Here is a 19157-nt window from a genome sequence, read left to right on the forward strand (position 1 = left end):
ATGCCTCCTTCGGCGGTGTGCGATCCACCGGCACCACTCGGATTCCGGTGGTCCGTCCACGCTAGTCCTGGGGGCCTGCGTTCTCAAGGGTGCTATCGGTTGGCCAGGGTGGAGGAGCATACTGGTGCCATGCCGGAACTGCCCGAGGTCGATGCGCTCGTCGCTGACCTGCGTCCGCGGATCGTCGGAGACTTCGTCGAACGCGCCATGGTCGCCGAACTGAGCATCCTCAAGACCGTCGACCCGCCGCTCGAGGCCCTCGCCGGACTCGAAATCACCGACGTCTCGCGTCAGGGCAAGGCCCTCATCATCAGATTCGACGGCCTCTTCATCGTCTGCCGCTTCGCCCGGGCCGGCTGGTTGGTGTGGCACGACGAGGCGCCGCTCGGACCGGTGAAGATGGGCAAGGGACCGCTGGGTCTGCGCGTCAGGTTGGCTTCCGGGGCCGGTTTCGACCTCACCGAGGCGGGGACGAAGAAGAATGCCTCGGTGGCCCTCGTCCGCGACCTCGCCGAGGTGCCCGCGCTCGCCCGCCTCGGCCCGGATGCGCTCACCCTCGACGCGGAGGCGCTCGCCGATATTCTCAGGTTGACGAAGGCGCACATCAAAACCGTCATCGAAGACCAGTCGCTCATCTCCGGCATCGGCAACGCCTTCTCCGACGAGATCCTCCACACCGCGCAGCTCTCGCCGTTCGCGCCGGCCGAACGCGTCGACTCGGAGAGCCTGCACGCGGCGATCGAGCAGGTGCTCGGTGGTGCGCGTGAGGCACTCATCGGCCTGCCCGCTGCGAAGATCAAGACCGCGAAGAAGCGCCTGATGGGCGTCCACGGGCGCACCGGCCAGCAGTGCCCCGTCTGTGGGACGACCATCGCCGAGGTGTCGTTCGCCGACAAGTCCCTCAACTACTGTCCCGGCTGCCAGACCGGCGGGAAGCGGCTGAGCGACCGCCGGATGGATCGGCTGCTCAAGTAGCCCGACGCGGCGTCGACCTCCACCCGGATGCTCGCTGATCGCATCCTGAGACAGGGGAATGAACCTCGAAGCTCGACCGGTTATGCCTGGTGGGTGGTTCGGACAGAACCACGACCCAGTACGACGATTCCAGGAGCACCATGACGCAGCAGACAGCGTTCCCCGGCACCGATCTGACCATCTTCCCGATCAATCTGGGCACGAACACCTTCGGCTGGACGGCAGACGAGGCGCAGTCCCACGCCGTCCTCGACGCCTTCGTCGCCGCCGGCGGCAACTTCCTCGACACTGCCGAGTCCTACCCGGCGTGGGTGCCGGGGAACACTGGACGCGAATCCGAGACCATCATCGGCACCTGGCTGGCCGCCCGCGGCAACCGCGATGACGTCGTCATCGCCACGAAGGTCGGTGATCATCCCGATCACCAGACCCAGGACCCCGATTACATCCGCACAGCCATCGATGCTTCGCTCGAACGCCTCCAGACCGACCATGTCGACCTCTACTATGCCCACCGTGACGATGAGGTGACCCCCATCGCCGAGGTGGCCCGAGTCTTCGACGAGATCGTGAGGGCGGGAAAGGCCACGCACATCGCCGTGTCGAACTATTCGCCGGCGCGCCTGGCTGCATGGTTCGCCGCCTGTGAGGACGAAGGGCTGGTCAAGCCGGTGGCCATCCAGCCCCAGTACAGCCTCGTCTACCGTCACGAGTACGAGACCGATCTGCGCCCGGAGGCTCAGCGCCGTGACCTCGCCGTCTTCTCCTACTTCAGTCTCGCCGCTGGATTCCTCACCGGAAAGTACCGTACGGAGGCCGATCTCGAAGGGGCCGATCGCGGCGGAATGGTGCAGGGATACTTCAACTCCGCAGGGCTCAAAGTCGTCGATGACCTCGTGGCGATCGCGAAGTCCCATGATGTGCAGCCGACGACGGTGGCTCTGTCCTGGCTGCTGGCCAAGGGGGTGACAGCGCCGATCGTCTCAGCTCGCACGCCCGAGCAGCTTGAGACGCTCATGGCTGCACCGGCGCTCGAGCTCAGCGCGGATGAGATCGAACGCCTCGACCAGGTGTCGGCTCCGTTTGCCGAGGAAGAACCCTCCTGAGGATCCCTCCTTCCGCACTCCCAGAACTACCTGACGGCGGCCCAGCTACCTCGCGCGAGGTAGCTGGGCTGTGTTGCCTCAATAGGTTGCTGACAACCTGACTCAATACGTTGCTGACAGTATGTCTCAATACGTTGTTGACACACTTCGGGCTATGCCTGAAGCACTTTCAATAGCCCAACGCCGCGCAATCATCGACTTCGACCCCAACGCACCAGACTCACCATCGATCACCGAGTTCTGCCGTCAACACAGCGTTACTCGAACGTCGTTCTACGCGATCCGCAAACGCTACAAAACCGAGGGGCTGCAGGCACTCCACGCCCGTTCATCGGCACCGAAGAACACCGTGCGAATCTACGACCAAGAAACCACCGATCTCGTCTTGAAGATCCGTGCCGAACTCGAGTCCACCGGGTGGGATGCCGGACCGAAATCGATCTGGTACGAAGGCGTCGATACCGGCCGATTCACCGAACCCATCCCATCGGTGGCCACGATCGGGCGGATCCTTTTCGACGCTGGACGGGTGAAGGCGAACCCGAAGAAGCGTCCCCGATCATCATTGATCCGATTCGTCCGTGCCAACGCCATGGAACTGTGGCAACTCGACGCTTTCGAATTCGAACTCACCGGCAGCACCACCAAGATCACGGTGTATCAGCTCCTCGACGATTCCACCCGCCTCGACGTCGGCACACAAGCCTTCCACGGAGTGGAAAACGGCAATCATGCGATCACGACGATCTCTGATGCCTTCGCCAACTATGGGGTGCCCCAAGAGATGCTGACCGATAACGGCAACGCCTTCAACGGCAACAGGCAGGGTTGGGTCGTGGCCACTCAGCTCTTCCTCGCCGACCATGGGTGCCGAGGAATCTCCGGCATGCCCGGACACCCACAAACCCAGGGAAAGAACGAACGTGGCCACCAAACACTGCTCAATGTCCTCAGGGCCCACCGACCCCGCAGCCTCGCTGAAGCACGGAAAGTGATCGCGATGTTCCGCGACCGCTACAACTATCGGCGACGGCATCAGTCACTGCCAGGAGACATGAATCCTCACCAAGCCTGGCAAGCAGCAATCCACACTCCTTCAGACGGCACACCGATCCCGCATGCTGAAGTCGAAGCGATCGCACGTGAGTACGCTCAACGGCGACGCGTTCTAGCCGCAATGAACCAACCACACGTCGATGACGAGAAATCGGCCGGTGAACCTCTCCCGACCGCAGCTGACTCAGTACCGGACCGAGTCGTCATCGCTGCGGGCAATCCACAGATCTACTTCCAGGCCGTCGGACTCGGAGTACCGAGAACATTGGCCGGAACTTATCAATCAGTCGTCACTGACGACTTCTACGCACTGTTCGACACGACCACTGGCGAGGAAGTGGTGTACTTCCCGCTCCCCATCCGCACCGCGGAAACGTCGAGACGATACCCGCTGTGGAGAGTCATCGGCGCCAGAATGCGTGGAGCCACGAGCATGTGGTTGAAGAAGCAGCGCGACTACATGCTCAAGCACTTCCCCAACGAGGCTCCGTCTGATCGAACCGTCACGAAATGCCACTGACAACCCCACTCATTTAGTGTGAGCAACCTATGGAGTCAGGTCGTTCACAACCTGGTGAGCGAGGTTGTCAGCAACGTATTGAGTGAGATTGTCAGCAAGGTCGCGAGTTTCCACACGAGGTAGCTGGGCCGCCGTCAGGTAGTACGGGGATGGACTCAGGCGACGATTTCGTCCTTGGGTTCAGCAGCGTGGGCCAGCGCTGAGCCGATGACGGTGCCGATGGCGATCGTGAAGAACGTCGTCGCGGCGGCAAGCAGACTGCCGGCAACTCCGGATCCGTCTCCGAATTCGACCTGCGAGGCGTTGAGCAGCCCGAACGACCCGGGTGCCACGACGAGGAATGCGGGCACGAAGCTGATCCGCCAGATCGGTCCTGTCGGCACCCGTGAGAGTAGGACGGCCACCAGCGAAGCAGTCAGAGCCCCGGCGAGACCGCCGATGGCCGCGCCGAACACCGCGCCGAGACCCAGCTGGGCGAGGGCCGCGGCGGCGATGGTGGCCACGATCGGCACGGTGTGCTCGAGCGGGGTGTGCAGGTAGAGGATGAGACCCAGGGTCGCCGCGGCGACTCCGAGGGCGGAGAGCCACCACGTGGAATGGGTCAGCTGGGAGTTCGCGAGCGCCTCGGCGCCGGTGCCCGTGACGACGGCGGCCCCGGCGACACCGGCGATGAACATCGCCAGCTGCACCGTGGAGGACACGAGCCGAGAACTGCCGGCGGACAGGGCGCCGGCGGAGATCTCGGTCAGCCCGGTGACCACGGCGCTGCCGGGCAGCAGCAGCGCCAGTGTGGCGACGATCGTGCGCAGGGGGCTCTCCAGCCAGCCGAGGCGGTAACCGATGAGCATGAGGACGCCGACGATGAACGCCGAGGCCACGGGCAGCAGCGGGCCGAGGGTGGAGTGCCGGCTGTTGATGGCGAGCACACCGGCGACGATGAGTGAGCCGATCGCGGCGAAGGCGAGATTGACGAGTCCGGGTTCGAGCAGCAGGCACAGTCCGATGCCGATCGGGATCGCGCCGAGGTGGGAGAGCCAGACCGGCCAGCGTGGGGCGGTGCCGTAAACTTCCGTGTCGATCATTCTCCGGGCGGCGTCGATGCCGAGTCGGCGGGCTCGGAGGGCATCGACGATGTCGAGCAGCTTCGCGGTCTGGTCGAAGCGCAGATCCGGGCCGATGCGTTCGAAGCGAGTCGTGCTGTCGGATCCGACCGTGAGGAACAGTCCCTTGGGCAGAGCTGCGACATTGATGGGCCTGAGACCGACGGCGGGTGCAAGTCCGGTGAGGGCGTCTTCGACATCGACTGAAGAGATCCCGCCGGCGAGCAGACCGGCGCCGATGGTGACTAACAGGTCCTGAGCGGGAATGCTCGCTTCGCTTGCCTCGTCCACGCGGTCCCTCTTCTCTGCTCGTGACCCACTCGACGGTCACGAACCTACCAGCCCGCGCTACCTGACGGCGGCCCAGCAACCTCGCGCGAGGTTGCTGGGCCGCCGTCAGGTAGCAAATGGGGAGGGGAGGAGGGCGCGAACGATGTCGATGACCCGGGCTAAGGCTTCGGATGGGTTGTTCCGCCGCCACCCGAGCGCGAGAGTGAAGGCTTCTGCACCCTCGTCCAGACGGACGTAGGCCACCCCGTCGATACGGATGTGCTCCGAGGGCTCGACGACGATAGCCATACCGACCTGGGCACCCACCAGAGCCAGGAGACTGTAGGGGTCAGGGGCCTCCTGGACGATACGAGGCAGGAAACCGGCCTCATCTGCCAGACGCATCATCACCTCTCTCACCTGCGAACCATGGGACGGAGCGTAGGAGATGAACGGCTGCCCGGTGAGTTCGGCCATGCCGATCGACTCGCGACCGGCCATAGGGTGATCTGAGGGTACCGCGAGCATGACGCTCTCCTGACGGATGACGTGGACGTCGACCCCGGCCGGTGCGGGCGGGCTGACGACCGCGAGGTCCATCTCCCCATCGCGCAAGGCGATCGCGGCTTCCCCGCAGTACATCTGCGGTCGCAGGTCGAGGTTGATGCCAGGATGCCGCTGCCCGACCTCTCTGGCCAGACGGGAGAGGATCGAATAGCCGCTCGTGCCGCCGAAGCCGATGCGAACCCGACCCGCGAGTCCCTGCTGGGCGGCACGGGCAATGCGCCGGGCACCGTCGACCTGGGTGCCGATCGCCGCAGCCGGTTCGAGCAGCGCCTCACCGGCCGGTGTCAGCCGCACCCGCCTCGTCGTCCGCTCGAAGAGTTCGACGTCGAGGTCACGCTCGAGCGCCCGAATGATCTGACTCAGCGCCGGCTGGGCGATGTGCAGCCGCTCTGCTGCCCGTCCGAAATGCAGCTCCTCGGCGACGGCAAGGAATGCCGTGACCTGTCTGAATTCCATATGGCACCTCTCGAATCTGAATTGATAAGAATAGAGAATCAATCGATGCGATATTACCTCTTGGACTCGGAGTAATTCTGGTGGCACTGTGGAACACGGCCCGATCAACCGCTGAGGAGATGCTTTGACCACCACAACCACCGCCACCCCCGCAACCACTGCCGACCCCTCGGACCTCCTCGACCTCGCAGGACTCTTCACCGACACCGAGCTCGAATTCCGCGACAAGGTCAGGGCGTTCGTCGACGAGAGGATCCGCCCGAACATCGCCGACTGGTACGAGAACGCGGTCTTCCCGACCGAGATCGTGCCGGAGATGGGCGCCCAGGGGCTGCTCGGCATGCACCTGAAGGGCTACGGCTGCCCGGGTCGGTCCGCCGTCGAATACGGGCTTGCCGCACTCGAACTCGAGGCCGGCGACTCCGGCCTGCGCACCTTCGTGTCCGTGCAGGGATCGCTGGCGATGTCGGCGATCCATAAGTTCGGCTCCGAGGAGCAGAAGAACCGGTACCTGCCCGGAATGGCCAAAGGTGAGATCATCGGCTGCTTCGGACTGACCGAACCCACCGCCGGCTCCGACCCCGCCTCGATGGCGACGACCGCGAACCGGAACGCCGACGGAACCTGGACCCTCAACGGGGCCAAACGGTGGATCGGGCTCGCCTCGATCGCGCAGATCGCCGTCATCTGGGCCGCCACCGACGACGGCATCCGCGGATTCCTCGTCCCCACCGACACCGAAGGGTTCACCGCCACCCCGATCGCGCGGAAGCTCTCGATGCGGGCCTCCATCCAGTGCGACATCACCCTCGACGATGTGGCCCTCCCGGCCGAGGCCCTCCTTCCCGGAGCGGAGGGGCTGAAGGGGCCGTTCTCCTGCCTCAACGAGGCACGCTACGGGATCATGTGGGGTGCGATGGGCGCGGCCCGCGACTCCTTCGAAGTCGCACTTGACTACGCCCAGAACCGTCTGCAGTTCGACAAGCCGCTCACCTCCTACCAGATCACGCAGGAGAAGCTCGTGAACATGGCCATCGAGATCCAGAAGGGCACTCTGCTCGCGATCCAGACCGGGCGGCTGAAGGACGCCGGCACGCTCGATCCCGTGCAGATCTCCGTCGGCAAGCTCAACAACTGCCGAGAGGCCATCCAGATCTGCCGCGACGCCCGCGCGATGCTCGGCGGCAACGGCATCACGCTCGACTACTCACCGCTGCGGCATGCGAACAACCTCGAATCCGTGCGCACCTACGAAGGCACCGACGAGGTCCACACCCTCATCCTCGGCCGCCACATCACCGGCCAGCAGGCGTTCCGGTAAGAGGGCTCACGCGAGCCGACGTCCGCCGACGACCACCTCGGCAGGCGTGCTCAACACCGAGAGATCCGCGACCGGATCTCCGTGAACAAGAACGAGGTCCGCGCGTCCTCCCTCGACGATGCGACCGCGATCGCCCAGCCCGAACGCGTCCGCAGCCGCCGATGTCGCTGCCCGAATCGCCTCGGCGCTGGTCATCCCTGCCTGCACGAGGTAGCCGAGCTCGGAATGCAGAGAAAGACCGTGCGGCACCGGGGCGAACGGAGTCTCGTTCGCGTCCGTCCCGGCGATGACCCTCGCCCCGCCCTCGAGCAGGGCGCTGACGTTGCCGATCGCCAGCTCCATCGCACCTTCGGCATGGTCGCCGAGGCGGGCGTCGGCGATCGCGCGCATCATCACCAGGGTGGGGGGAGACGAGAGTACCGGAGTCGACGATCCGTGCGATCGTCGCCTCCGACAGGGGTCGATCGAAGGGGATGTGGGTGAGGACGTCGACCCCGGCGTCGAGGCCGCGATCGAAGGACGCGGCCGTCACCGCGTGGGCGACGGTGAGCAGGCCCCGCTTCCGGGCACCGTCGACGATCGCCTGCAGCGTCGGGATGTCGAGGGCGGGCGTCTCCGTTGCGTCGGGGTCCTCGATGATGATCTTGATGAGATCGACGCCGTTGTCAGTGCGCCAGTCGAGGAACCGCTGCGCATCCTCGGGACCGGTGACACCGGACTCGGCGGGAAATCCCATCACCGCGATCTGCGTGCTCCCCGGCGCCGAGGCGGCCGACCCGGCACTGAGGATCGCCGGGACCTCAGCGTCGGCCCGGTATCCGTCGACGACGGAATCGGGGTGTGTGCCCAGATCGATCACGGTCGTCAGCCCCGACCGCACGGCGTCAAGCAAACGCGAACGTTCGCCGAGGTGGACGTGGGTGTCGATGAGCCCCGGAAGCACGGTCGCCGCCGAGGTCGGGTCCGGCTCCTCGGCCGGGCGGATCGCGGTGATCGTGTCGTCGAATTCGATATCGACGGGCGAGGCTGACGATGTGGGGGAGTCGGGGTCGAGGATGCGGACATTGCGCAGAACAGTCACAGCGCCACGATACCCACCGCGACTGCGATCGGTCTGCATTGCGCTGATCGATTGCCAGCTGAGTCCCGGGTACTGTTCGATCCATCGTTGCGGCAACGGCTGCAGGAGTCTCTGACGAGCACCGAAACTGATCACCAGTGTGAGGGCAGCTCAGAGTCGGAGCAGTCGCTCAGCATTGCGGTGGGCTACGTCGTGTTGGGCGTCCTCCTGCAGTTCGGAATTCTCCAGAAAGGCTCTCGCTCCCTCGTTGCCGATGAACGGGTAGTCGACGGAATAGATCATCCTGTCAGTGCCGAGCATGTCTGTGCAGAAACGCATGTGGGCCGCGGTGAACATTCCGCTGGGTGTGTAGTAGGCATTCGAGCGCATGTAGTCGCCGATGGTGCGCTCAAGTCCGGTGATCTGTCTCGGCAGAGCTTCGTCGAGTCGGTCAAGGAACCAGGGGACCATCTCACCCCAGTGACCCAGAATGATCTGCAGATCCGGGAACCGGTCGAAGACTCCGTTGAGGACCAGCTGCAAGAAGTGGATGCCCGACTCGTTGTGCCAGCCCCATGCTGCGGTCGCGAAACGTGCGGCTACTGCGGAATCCAGTCCGCGTTCGTAATTGTCGGCGCTGGTGATTCGAGTCGGAGGGGCCGGATGCAGGTAGATCGGTACCTCGAGATCTGCGGCGGTTCGCAGCAGCGGTTCGAACCGCGGTGCGCTCAGAAAGTCGTCCTCGGTGCGCCCATAGATGAGTGCGCCGACATGCCCCAGTTCCTCGACTGCCCGTTGCAGCTCCGCAGGTGCAGCGTCCGGAGCGGAAGTCGGCACGGACGCGAATGCCGCGAACCTGTCGGGATGGCGGCGCACTGCCGCGGCAAGCCTGTCGTTCACGTATCTGACGAGATCGGGAGCGACTTCGGGCGGCAGGTATTGAGTCGAGAGGTTGGACAGCACCTGCATGTCGATCCCATGCTTATCCATGTCGGAGATGCGACCATCGTCGAGATCCTCGAGCTGTTCCGCAGTCGGACTGTACGACAGTCCGGCATTGGGCGCATAGGCTTCGTTGAAATGAGGAGAGACCAGCTGGGCTCGTTGTGAGCTCGAGCGGGCGACATCCGCGTACAGTGTGTGCTCTTCGATGGTGATCAGTCTCATTGCGTCCTCCAGTTATTCCACGATGGCTCGGCTGCGGTGCGGCGACCTGACAGTCGCCGCTGCCAGCAGCTCACCCCTCTTCACAAGGCAGGGAACCTGACTCCCGTCAGTTCCTCCGATTCCTCCCACAGCCGCCGCGCGACGTCCGGATCGAGCGAGGCCGGCGTCCGGCTGGCGAAGATGGGTTCGCCGCGGGTCTCGAACGCCTTGCCCGGACCCAGGTAGGAATTGCCCGGCACATCGGCCACCGCTGCGTTCAGGGTCGGTGCGGCACCAGCCGTGTCACGCTGCGCGATGAGTCGTGTGAACGCCCTGCTCAGTCCCCGCCGCAGCGGCGAACCCTCGGCGGAGTGGAAGAGGTTCGTCGCCGCCAGTCCGGGATGGGCTGCGGTCGCGATCACCTCGGAACCCGCCTCCGCCAGCCGCCGATCGAGCTCGGTGGTGAAGAGCAGGTTCGCAAGCTTCGACTGGGCATAGGCAGTCATTGCCCGATACCGCCGGCGCTGCCAGTTGAGGTCGGAGAAGTCGATGGCACCCTGCTTGTGGGCGAGTGAGGAGACGGTGACCACCCGAGAACGGGTCTGCGGCAGAAGCAGGTTGGTCAGCGCGAAGTGTCCGAGGTGGTTCGTTCCGAACTGGGACTCGAAACCGTCGACCGTATAGCCCAGGGGCGGGATCATAATGCCCGCATTGTTGATGAGGACGTCGATCGGGCCATCGAGGTCGGCGGCGAAGCGTCGCACCGAGGCGAGGTCCGCGAGGTCGAGTTCCCGGACCTCGACCGACCCGCGCATCGCCTTCGCAGCGGCCTCACCTTTCTCCCGGTTACGCACCGCGAGGATGACATGGGCTCCGTGAGCGGCGAGAGCACTCGCGCTTACCCGCCCGAGTCCGCTGTTGGCTCCGGTGACGACGAAGGTCTGAGAGTCGAGGGACGGAAAACCGTGCTCGAGGTCGGCAGTGATGGGCAGCATAGTGGGCAGTGTAGTCCCAGGCGCTGCCCGTGATGTTAGGGTATCCTTCGTGCCGACCATTCCTTCGTCAGGTTCGACCCTTCTGCGCAGAGCCGCTCGTCGGCGCCTCTCCCTCCTCATCCCGGGTGCCATCACGCTGTCGATGTGGCAGGTCTGTGAGGCGCTCGTGCCCGTGGCCATCGGCATCGTCGTCGACCGCGCGATCATCCCGCTGTCGTGGCCGATGCTCATCGTCTCGATCATCGGCGTCGGACTCCTGTTCACCGTGCTCAGCCTCGGCTACCGGTTCGGTTCCCGCTTCTGCAACGCCGCCCGTGAACACGAGGCACACGCACTGCGCGTCGAGATCACCCACGCCGCGCTCACCTCGGCGAACCTGCCTGCCGACCGCGCCTCGGGAGAGGTCCTCTCGATCGCCTCGGCCGATGCCGACACCGCAGCCATGTCCTTCCAGCAGGCCGGCCGTGGCATCGCCTCGGTGCTGGGCATGCTCACCGCCGCCGTCTTCCTCCTCGTCGCCGATCCGGTGACCGGACTCGTCGTCCTCATCGCCGTGCCCATCGGGCTGATCATCGTCGCCCTGCCCGGCCGCTCGGTCTCGGCCAAGGCCGGCGCCCAGCTCGAGGCCGTGGCCCGTGCCGGACGGTCGGCCTCCGACCTCATGCACGGTCTGCGCGTGATCAAGGCGATGGGCGGCGAGCCGTGGGCGATCCGCCGCTACCGCATCACCTCCGACGAGGCGGCCACCGCAGGAATCGCCACCGGAGAACGCACCGGCCGCCTCGCCGGCCTCGGCGCCCTCGTGATGTCGATCGTCCTTGCCGCAGTCCTCATCGGCGCAGGCCTGCGCCTCATCGAAGGTCAGATGAGCGTGGGTGCCCTCATCGGCATCCTCGGCATGACCGCATTCCTCACCGAACCGATGCGGGCGCTCGCTGACATCGTCGGACAGTTCGCCCAATCCCACGGCGCCGCCTCCCGGATCGCCACACTCCTTCACGACATCGACGCCGCCGACGCCACCTCGGCGACCGCCCGCCCGGACGGTACGGACCGACCGGCCCCGCCGACCGTCACCCTCGACGACTCAGGTCTCTCCGTCAGAAACTGGGCCGTCGGAGCCGCTCGCAGCGTCGACTTCACCACCGCTTTCGGGGGACTGACCTGCATCGTCACCGAGCAGGCCGATCCCGCGGCGCACCTCCTCGGCGCTCTGGGTGGCCATGCCCGCGGGACGGGACCCGACCGGATGATCGTCTCCCCGCATACCGTCGACCTCTTCGAAGGGACGATCCGCTCGAACATCACGATGATCGTCGGCACCACCGACCACCCGGTCACCGAGGATGTGCTCACGGCTTCGGGCACCGACGAACTCCTCGGCCTCGTCGACGGCGGCCTTGACCACCGGATCCAGGAACTCGGCGGCAACCTCTCCGGCGGGCAGCGGCAACGCGTCGCGCTCGCCCGCGCCCTCGACGCCGACCCTGCCGTCCTCGTCCTTCACGAACCCACGACCGCCGTCGACGCCGTCACCGAGGCGCGCATCGCCGCGGGCGTGACCCGGCTGCGACGCGGCTCCGAGGCGACCGTCACCCTCATCCTCACCAGCTCACCGGCCTTCCTCGCCGCCGCCGACACCGTCGTTTACGTGCCCGCGACCGGGCCCGTGCTCGTCGGCGGCCACCATGAGCTGCTCGCCGCAGCGGACGGCACTGCCGAGGCCTACCGACAGGCAGTGACCCGGTGAGCGCGCCCACCACACACACGACGCTGACGATCGCCTCACGCCGTCGTTCTTTCTCCCACCTCGCCCCGCTGCTGCGGGCGAGAGCCGGATGGGTCGTCCTCCTCGTCGTCGCCGGACTCGCCAACGCCGGAGCCGGACTCGTCGGCCCGTGGGCGATCGGTCGCCTCGTTGACGAACTGCCCGCAGGGGCCGGAGAAGACGTCGTCTGGTTCTGCGCGATCGCCGTGGCCGTGGCCGGAATCGTCATGGCTCTCGGTACGTGGATCGGGGCGTGGGCGCTCGCCCACATCGCCATGCCCGTCGTCGCCGAGCTGCGCACTGACGTCGTCGACGCCGCGATGTCGCTGGAGTCCCAGCGGATCGAATCGACGGGCACCGGCGACCTCGTCTCCCGCGTCGCCGACGACTCCCGCAAGATCAGCGAGGCCGCCGCCCAAGTGCTGCCGCTCGTCGTCGAATCCCTCCTCGTCGTCATCGTCTCCGCCGCCGGGCTGGTCGCCATCGATTGGCGACTGGGCCTCGTCGGGCTCGTCGCCCTGCCGATGTACTGGCTCACCCTGCGCTGGTATCTGCCCAGGTCAGAACCGATCTACAAGGAAGAGCGAGCCGCGTTCGGCCGCCGCGCCGGACGTCTCCTCGGAGGGCTGACAGGGGCACAGACCCTGCGCGCCTACCGCGCCGAAGAAGGGGAGATGACCCGCATCGACGCGGCCTCGGGCGAAGCCCGCGACCTCTCGATCCATGTGTTCCGGTTCCTCACCCGCGCCTTCGGCCGCAACAACCGCGCCGAGGCGGTCGTGCTGTCCCTGCTGCTCATCGCCGGGTTCGCGCTCGTCTGGTTCGGCGAATCCACGGCCGGAGCCGTGACCACCGCGGCTCTCGTCTTCCACCGCCTGTTCAACCCCATCGGTGCGCTCGTCGGACTCTTCGACCAGGTCCAATCCGCCGGGGCCTCGCTCACCCGCATGGTCGGTGTCATCGACGAAGCGACAGCCTCGCCGAGGCGGCCGCGGACCGCCATCGATCGCGGCGCGACCGCGGCGCCTGCCCTCGTGATCGAGGACGTCTGGTTCACCTATGAGGAGGATCCGAACTCGGACAATCACGTGCTCACGGGCGTCGACCTGCGCATCGACTCCGGTGAGGTCGTCGCCGTCGTCGGCACCACGGGCGCGGGCAAGTCGACGTTGGCCCGCATCGCTGCGGGACTCTCGGCCCCCAGCCGGGGCCGGGCGATGCTGGCGAACGGTGGGACCGCCTCGGCGGGGGAAGAACCGGGGGAGGACCTGACCGCGCTGCCCGAATCCGTGCTCCGCGGACATATCGCCATGGTCGCGCAGGAGGTCCACACCTTCGTCGGAACCCTGCGGGAGAACATCGCCCTGCCCGTCGACGAGGCCCCTGACGACGCGATTCTCTCGGCCCTCGACACCGTCGGTGCCGACTGGGCGCGCACCCTGCCGCAGGGTCTCGACACGGTGATCGGCGATGGCGGCCAGCGGCTGAGCCCGGTCCAGGAACAGACGATCGCCCTGGCCAGGCTGGTGCTCGCGGACCCGGACTTCGCGATCCTCGACGAGGCCACCGCCGAGGCAGGATCGGCCGGAGCGCATGTCCTCGAAGGATCGGCACGGGCGGCTTTGGCGGGCCGCGGCGCGCTCGTCGTCGCCCACCGTCTCAGCCAGGCTGAGACCGCCGACCGGGTGCTCGTCATGGACCACGGTCGCGTCGTCGAAGCCGGTACCCATGCCGAACTCGTCGCCGCCGGCGGACGATACGCCGAACTCTGGGAAGCCTGGTCGGCTTAAGCCGACGTGCCAGCCCTCAGCGCAGGCCGAGCACCGTGGTCGCGATCGTGAAGTAGAGGATGAGCCCGGTCGCATCGCAGAACGTGGAGATGAACGGGTTGGAGAACACTGCCGGATCCGCGCCGACCTTCTTCGCGATGATCGGCATCAGCCCGCCGACGGTCGCGGCCATTATGCACACCGACAGCAGGGTCAGGCCGATGACCAGGCCGATCGGCCACCCGTAGACGAGTCCGGCGATGATGAAGCCCAAGGTTCCGAGCACCGCCCCGAGCACGGCACCGACCCGCAGCTCTCGCCAGATCACCTTCCCGAGGTCGCGGATGCGCACCTCGCCGACGGCCAAGGCGCGTGTGACCGTGGTCGCTGCCTGGTTGCCGGTGTTGCCGCCTGTGCCGGTGAGCAGCGGGATGAAGAGGGCGAGGACGACGACCTGATCGAGCCGGTCCTCGTAGACCTCGAGCACTTGGACGGTGAGGATCGCGGACACGGCGAGGACGAGCAGCCACACGATGCGGCTTTTGACCAGCCGCAGGATCGTCGAGGACAGGTAGGAGCGGTCGAGCGGCTCCGTACCGGATCCGCGGGCGAAGTCCTCCGCGTCCTCCTCGTCGATGATGTCGAGGACATCGTCCATGGTGAGGATCCCGACGAGGCGGTCCTCCTGATCGGTCACCGGCATGGCGATGAGCCGGTGGGAGAGGAACTCACGGGCGGCCTGCTCACGATCGGTCAGTGCGTGCGTGCTGATCGAATCCCGGACCATATCCCCGATGACGGTGTCACCGTCGGCGGCGAGGAGATTGCGTAGGGACACCACCCCGCGCAGCACCCGACCCGGGCCGACCACGGGCAGAAGGTAGACGGTCTCGGGTCCGTCGATGCGGGCGTGGACGACCTCCATCGCCTCGGCGGCGGTCCAATCCTCGTGCAGACCGAGCACCTCGGGGGACATATAGCGCCCGATCGCGGACTTCGGATAACCGAGGACCGCCGAGGTCATCGCCCGCTCCTCGGCGGTCAGGCCCTTCATCAGGCGGCTGGCCACGCTCGCGGGCAGTTCGCCGAAGAGCTCGGCACGGTCATCGGGGTCGAGGCCTTCGACGATGCCGGCGACCTCGGGTTCGCGGAGGTTGCCGATGAGTTCGGCCTGATAGGCCGGCGGAAGATCTTCGAAGACGTCGAGGGCTTCGGCCTTCGTCAGCACCCGAAACAGCATCGCCGACTGCAGCGGCGTCGACGTGTGGACGAGGCGGGCGATCTCGGCCTGCGGCACCTGCCGGGCCAGGTTCGCGATCTCGTCGAGGGCGGTCGGATCGATCCTGCCGGTGAGGGCGGATTCGAGTCGATCGGCCGCCGCCGGATCAGTGGTCATCTCCTCCACGGGCGCTCCTCCACCTCGACGGTCCGCTGGTCGAGGTCCACCCTATGCCATGGGTGCTTAAGCGTCAGAGACGGGTGCGGTCGGTGCGCACGGCGAGCACCGGAACGGGGGAGCGGAGGATGAGCCGTTGAGCGACGGAGCCGAGGACGGCCTTGCCCACCCGCGAGCGTCCGCGGACGCCGAGGACGAGCCGATCCACTTCGGGGTGCTCATCGATCTCGTCGATGACCGCGGTCACGGGGTCACGGTCGCCGCGACCGGACCGGTTGATGACGGTGATCTCGAGTCCGGCAGGGACCTCCTCGTCGTCGAAGTCATGCAGGGTGAGATTGATGAGAAGCAGTCCGGTGCTGCGTGACTGCGCTTCGGCGACGGCGGACTCGAGGGCCTTCCTGCCCTCGGGGCTGTCGGTGACGGCGACGGCGACTGACATGGTGGTTCCTCACTTCCGTCCGTACTCGGCTTTGAATTCGCGCTCGAACTGCGCGAGGTCCTTGTCCTTCGTCTCCGGCAGCAGGAAGGCGAGGAAGACGAAGGCGATCACGGCGATGCCGGCGAACATGCCGAAGGTCGCGGTCATGCCCATGCCCTGGATGAGCGGTGGGAAGAACTGGGCGACGACGGCGTTCATCATCCACAGGACGAACACGCAGATGCCCATCGCGAAGCTGCGGATCTTCATCGGGAAGATCTCCGAGAGCATCAGCCACGTCAGCGGACCGACGGTGCCCTGCATGCAGAAGACGAAGAGGACGAGGAAGGCGAGCACCGTCCAGGCCTGGCCTGGGCCAGCCGGAACGACGACCGCAGTGAGCGCGACGAGGGTGTGGAAGAGCGCGATGAGTGCGTACCCGGTGAGGAACATGACCCGCCGAGGCAGCTTGTTGAGCAGGTACATGCCCAGGGAGATTCCGGCCAGGGAGAACACGCCGTTGGCGATGTTGCCGATGATCGCGACCCCGGAGTCGAGGCCGGCGTTCGTCAGCAGCTGGGTGCCGTAGTACATCACAGAGTTGATGCCGGTGAGCTGCTGGAAGAACCCGATGCCGACGCCGATGATCACCAGTCGCATCACCCAGCGGGTGCCGAGGTCGGACAGTCCGCCGGTGGACTCCTTGGCATCCTCGGCGGCGAGGTGGGTGACCTCGGCGACCTCGGCCTCGGCGCGTTCGGGGGAGCGAACCTGTCTGAGCACGGCGAGGGCCTCGTCGGAGCGGCCCTGGGAGATCAGCCAGCGGGGACTCTCGGGTTGGAAGAGCATGCCCACGAGCAGGGCGATCGCCGGGGCGAGGGCGACGACCAGCATCCACCGCCAGATCGAGTCGACGTGGCCGAAGAAGTTGAAGATCACCGCGTTGATGATGAAGGCCGCGAGCTGACCGCCGACGATCATCAGCTCATTGCGGGTGACGAAGCTGCCGCGCTTCTCCGAGGGTGCGATCTCGCCGAGGTAGACGGGCACCGTCGCGGAGGCGCCGCCGACGGCGATGCCGAGGACGAAACGGGAGCCGATGAGGAACTCGGCACCGGGGGCGAGGACGCAGCCGAGGGTGCCTGCGATGAAGACGCAGGCCAGCAGCAGGATCGTCTTCCTACGGCCCTGGGCGTCGGCGACGCGACCGCCGAAGACGGCACCGAAGGCCGCTCCGACCATGAGGGAGGCGACGACGAGACCTTCGCTGAGCGGGCTCAGCCCGAAGTCCTCGCTGAGCGGTTCGAGGGCACCGTTGACGACTCCGGTGTCGTAGCCGAAGAGCAGACCGCCGAAGGTCGCGACCGTGGCGATGACGCCGAGGCGGTGGACCGGGCGGCCCGATCCCATGTGCGGGAGATCGAACTTCGTGTTCGGGGTGGATGTCGACTGGCGACGCGGATATCCGGTTGACATGGACAACTCCTCTCCCCTTCAGTCCTAGCACACGGCGACCTGCGGCCGGGATCGGTGCTGCCGATGAGGACCGGGAGACGCTCACAGCGATGGCCGGACTGATCAGAACGTTGCGGGCGACACTGCCGGAGGGGCTGCTCACCCGCATCGAGACCTACTCCGAAGCGAACTCAGTCCTCGTCGTAGGAGTCGTCGATGACCTCGGGCATCCCGTCGATGACGGAGACCTCCTCGACGCCATCATCGGACAGGGCATCGACATCGAGGTCATCGCCGTCGAGTTCGGCGACCTCGGCATCATCGTCACCGGAGGAGACCATCTCATCTCCAGGGCGGTTGCCCTGTTCGGCCGCGGTCGTCGGATCTGTATCGAGCTCACCATCGAGACCGGGGGCGTCATTCTCATCGTCCCAGCCGGCATCCTCGATGAGCGCATCGTCGGCTCCCTCGATGCCCGTGCCCTCGGGGCCGTCGGCGCCGGGCTCGACGAATGGCTCGTCCTGTCCGTCGGGGTCATCGTCGAGGTCGGCATCGAGATCCTCGGCATCTGCCTCGACCGCGTCGAGTTCGGGGTCGTCCAGTTCGTCGGCGGTCGGCTCGTCGACGGTGAGGTCGTCTTCCTGCCACTGGGTCGGGTCAGTTTCGAATTCGCTCATGGTCACTCCTTGCGACGACGTCGGCTGAGGGAACTTGTCGGGCCCTCATTCTTGCACGGGGTCCGGGGTCCCGGCCATGGGTCCGACGACAGGGTCGCGAGCGTCAGCGAGTACCGGCGGGCTGGCGGCCGCGCGCCGATCCGCGCTCACGCCGCAGCTGTGCGCGACCCGCTTTGCCTGTGCGACCGGTGAAGTGGTCCATCGTCTGATTCACTCCGAGGAAGTCCATGACCTTGTCGAAGGCTCGGGTCGGCAGCAGCCGCGCGCCGGGAACCCAGCGGACGAGCGAGGGCATGACGAGCTGTTCGCGTCCGGCTTCGATGGAGTCGAGGACGCGAGTGGCCACATCGGTCTCTTCGAGGATCGGCAGCAGCCGTGGGAACTTCGTCTGCACGCCCGCGAACATGCCGGTGTTGATGTAGAAGGGACACACGGCGAGAGTGTTGACGTGGCTGCCGTCGGCGCGGAGTTCGCCGCGCAATGATTCGGTGAAGCCGACAGCCGCCCACTTGCTCGCCGAATAGTCGGTCTGCTTCGCCACCCCGGTCAGGCCAGCTGCACTGGCGATGGTGACCACGGAGCCGCGATCGCGTTCGATCATGCCCGGCAGGAAGGCCTTCGTCGACCAGTACAGGGCGAAGGTATTGACCTCGAAGACGCGCCTGATCGCCTCTTCATCGTTGTCCAGGAGCTTCTTGCCGGTGACGACGCCCGCGCAGTTGATGAGGATGTCGATCGGACCGGTCTGGACCGCAGCGGCATCGACCTGGTCGGCGTCACCGACATTGAGGGCGAAGGCCCTGGCGGCCGTACCGCGAGCGGTGATCTCGCCCTGCACGGCCTCTCCGCTGTCGGAGGAGAGATCCCAGATGATGATCTCAGCGGCCCCGCGGGCCGCGGATTCGAGGGCCATGAGTCGGCCGATTCCGCTGCCGGCTCCGGTGATGAGCACCCGTGCGCCGGAGATGTCGGTTCCACGCTTCATTCTTGTGCATCCTTGCAGTCGATGTCGGTTCGGTTGCTTCCGGTCGCGGACACCGAAACGGTGACCCACGCAGAAGTTACTCAACAGTACATCAGTATGACGTGGGTCACCGCA

General features: G+C 66.2%; 17 protein-coding genes. 7 read left to right on the plus strand and 10 right to left on the minus strand.

Annotated elements, in window-relative coordinates; translation table 11 throughout:
• Positions 1-129 precede the first annotated feature (129 nt).
• From GUY23_RS03965 to GUY23_RS03975, 3 genes are all read left to right on the plus strand, one after another.
• Positions 130-975 carry a DNA-formamidopyrimidine glycosylase family protein gene (locus tag GUY23_RS03965; protein ID WP_166969922.1) on the plus strand — a complete coding sequence of 282 codons (846 nt, stop codon included), beginning with the start codon at positions 130-132 and terminating at the stop codon, positions 973-975.
• A gap of 140 nt (positions 976-1115) precedes the next feature.
• Positions 1116-2081, plus strand: a complete 966-nt coding sequence (locus GUY23_RS03970) for an aldo/keto reductase (protein ID WP_166969924.1) — start codon at positions 1116-1118, stop codon at positions 2079-2081.
• 154 nt (positions 2082-2235) lie between these two features.
• Entirely contained in the window at positions 2236-3657 is a 1422-nt protein-coding gene (locus tag GUY23_RS03975) for an integrase core domain-containing protein (RefSeq protein WP_166969926.1), read from the plus strand.
• A 155-nt stretch (positions 3658-3812) separates the two neighbouring features.
• Here GUY23_RS03975 and GUY23_RS03980 read toward each other — a convergent pair whose 3' ends face one another.
• Positions 3813-5048, minus strand: a complete 1236-nt coding sequence (locus GUY23_RS03980) for a threonine/serine exporter family protein (protein ID WP_166969928.1) — start codon at positions 5046-5048, stop codon at positions 3813-3815.
• Positions 5049-5153: 105 nt separating this feature from the next.
• Entirely contained in the window at positions 5154-6050 is an 897-nt protein-coding gene (locus GUY23_RS03985) for a LysR family transcriptional regulator (protein WP_166969930.1), read from the minus strand.
• Positions 6051-6174: 124 nt separating this feature from the next.
• On the opposite strand from GUY23_RS03985, the gene GUY23_RS03990 reads away from it, so the two are divergent.
• Entirely contained in the window at positions 6175-7371 is a 1197-nt protein-coding gene (locus GUY23_RS03990) for an acyl-CoA dehydrogenase family protein (protein WP_166969932.1), read from the plus strand.
• A gap of 6 nt (positions 7372-7377) precedes the next feature.
• Here GUY23_RS03990 and GUY23_RS03995 read toward each other — a convergent pair whose 3' ends face one another.
• On the minus strand, positions 7378-7764 hold the full coding sequence (locus GUY23_RS03995) for an amidohydrolase family protein (protein ID WP_166969934.1): 387 nt from the start codon (positions 7762-7764) through the stop codon (positions 7378-7380).
• Positions 7765-7846: 82 nt separating this feature from the next.
• On the opposite strand from GUY23_RS03995, the gene GUY23_RS04000 reads away from it, so the two are divergent.
• Complete coding sequence (locus GUY23_RS04000) at positions 7847-8401, plus strand: hypothetical protein (protein WP_166969936.1); 555 nt, start codon at positions 7847-7849, stop codon at positions 8399-8401.
• 201 nt (positions 8402-8602) lie between these two features.
• On the opposite strand, the gene GUY23_RS04005 is transcribed toward GUY23_RS04000, so the two are convergent.
• Together GUY23_RS04005 and GUY23_RS04010 are read right to left on the minus strand one after the other, a co-directional pair.
• The gene (locus GUY23_RS04005; protein ID WP_166969938.1) at positions 8603-9598 is read right to left on the minus strand and encodes an amidohydrolase family protein; all 996 of its coding nucleotides are present in this window, start codon (positions 9596-9598) and stop codon (positions 8603-8605) included.
• An 80-nt stretch (positions 9599-9678) separates the two neighbouring features.
• Complete coding sequence (locus GUY23_RS04010) at positions 9679-10572, minus strand: oxidoreductase (RefSeq protein WP_166969940.1); 894 nt, start codon at positions 10570-10572, stop codon at positions 9679-9681.
• Between the two features lie 49 nt (positions 10573-10621).
• Between GUY23_RS04010 and GUY23_RS04015 the strand changes: the two genes are divergently transcribed.
• Positions 10622-12322, plus strand: coding sequence for an ABC transporter transmembrane domain-containing protein (locus GUY23_RS04015; protein ID WP_228282728.1), 1701 nt, complete (start codon positions 10622-10624; stop codon positions 12320-12322).
• Positions 12319-14130, plus strand: coding sequence for an ABC transporter ATP-binding protein (locus GUY23_RS04020; protein ID WP_166969944.1), 1812 nt, complete (start codon positions 12319-12321; stop codon positions 14128-14130). The genes GUY23_RS04015 and GUY23_RS04020 overlap by 4 nt, the downstream gene beginning before the upstream one ends.
• Positions 14131-14146: 16 nt before the next feature.
• Here GUY23_RS04020 and mgtE read toward each other — a convergent pair whose 3' ends face one another.
• The 5 genes from mgtE to GUY23_RS04045 form a co-directional block, all read right to left on the minus strand.
• Positions 14147-15505, minus strand: a complete 1359-nt coding sequence (gene mgtE, locus GUY23_RS04025) for a magnesium transporter (protein ID WP_166969946.1) — start codon at positions 15503-15505, stop codon at positions 14147-14149.
• A gap of 73 nt (positions 15506-15578) precedes the next feature.
• The gene (locus GUY23_RS04030) at positions 15579-15947 is read right to left on the minus strand and encodes a universal stress protein (RefSeq protein WP_166969948.1); all 369 of its coding nucleotides are present in this window, start codon (positions 15945-15947) and stop codon (positions 15579-15581) included.
• 9 nt (positions 15948-15956) lie between these two features.
• A complete protein-coding gene (locus GUY23_RS04035) occupies positions 15957-17402 on the minus strand; it encodes a sugar porter family MFS transporter (RefSeq protein WP_166969958.1) in 1446 nt (481 codons plus the stop codon).
• A 170-nt stretch (positions 17403-17572) separates the two neighbouring features.
• Positions 17573-18058: a hypothetical protein gene (locus GUY23_RS04040; protein ID WP_166969959.1), complete on the minus strand. Its 486-nt coding sequence runs from the start codon at positions 18056-18058 to the stop codon at positions 17573-17575.
• A gap of 103 nt (positions 18059-18161) precedes the next feature.
• Positions 18162-19043 carry an SDR family oxidoreductase gene (locus tag GUY23_RS04045; RefSeq protein WP_166969961.1) on the minus strand — a complete coding sequence of 294 codons (882 nt, stop codon included), beginning with the start codon at positions 19041-19043 and terminating at the stop codon, positions 18162-18164.
• Positions 19044-19157 lie beyond the last annotated feature (114 nt).

This window comes from Brevibacterium atlanticum (genome assembly GCF_011617245.1).
Taxonomy (GTDB): domain Bacteria; phylum Actinomycetota; class Actinomycetes; order Actinomycetales; family Brevibacteriaceae; genus Brevibacterium; species Brevibacterium atlanticum.

Excerpts from the sequence above, each read along its gene's own strand:
- GUY23_RS03965 (WP_166969922.1), top strand. The coding sequence starts at position 130 with ATGCCGGAACTGCCCGAGGTCGATGCGCTCGTCGCTGACCTGCGTCCG.
- GUY23_RS03970 (WP_166969924.1), top strand. The coding sequence starts at position 1,116 with ATGACGCAGCAGACAGCGTTCCCCGGCACCGATCTGACCATCTTCCCG.
- GUY23_RS03975 (WP_166969926.1), top strand. The coding sequence starts at position 2,236 with ATGCCTGAAGCACTTTCAATAGCCCAACGCCGCGCAATCATCGACTTC.
- GUY23_RS03985 (WP_166969930.1), bottom strand. The coding sequence starts at position 6,050 with ATGGAATTCAGACAGGTCACGGCATTCCTTGCCGTCGCCGAGGAGCTG.
- GUY23_RS03995 (WP_166969934.1), bottom strand. The coding sequence starts at position 7,764 with ATGATGCGCGCGATCGCCGACGCCCGCCTCGGCGACCATGCCGAAGGT.
- GUY23_RS04005 (WP_166969938.1), bottom strand. The coding sequence starts at position 9,598 with ATGAGACTGATCACCATCGAAGAGCACACACTGTACGCGGATGTCGCC.
- GUY23_RS04010 (WP_166969940.1), bottom strand. The coding sequence starts at position 10,572 with ATGCTGCCCATCACTGCCGACCTCGAGCACGGTTTTCCGTCCCTCGAC.
- mgtE (WP_166969946.1), bottom strand. The coding sequence starts at position 15,505 with ATGACCACTGATCCGGCGGCGGCCGATCGACTCGAATCCGCCCTCACC.
- GUY23_RS04030 (WP_166969948.1), bottom strand. The coding sequence starts at position 15,947 with ATGTCAGTCGCCGTCGCCGTCACCGACAGCCCCGAGGGCAGGAAGGCC.
- GUY23_RS04035 (WP_166969958.1), bottom strand. The coding sequence starts at position 17,402 with ATGTCAACCGGATATCCGCGTCGCCAGTCGACATCCACCCCGAACACG.
- GUY23_RS04040 (WP_166969959.1), bottom strand. The coding sequence starts at position 18,058 with ATGAGCGAATTCGAAACTGACCCGACCCAGTGGCAGGAAGACGACCTC.
- GUY23_RS04045 (WP_166969961.1), bottom strand. The coding sequence starts at position 19,043 with ATGAAGCGTGGAACCGACATCTCCGGCGCACGGGTGCTCATCACCGGA.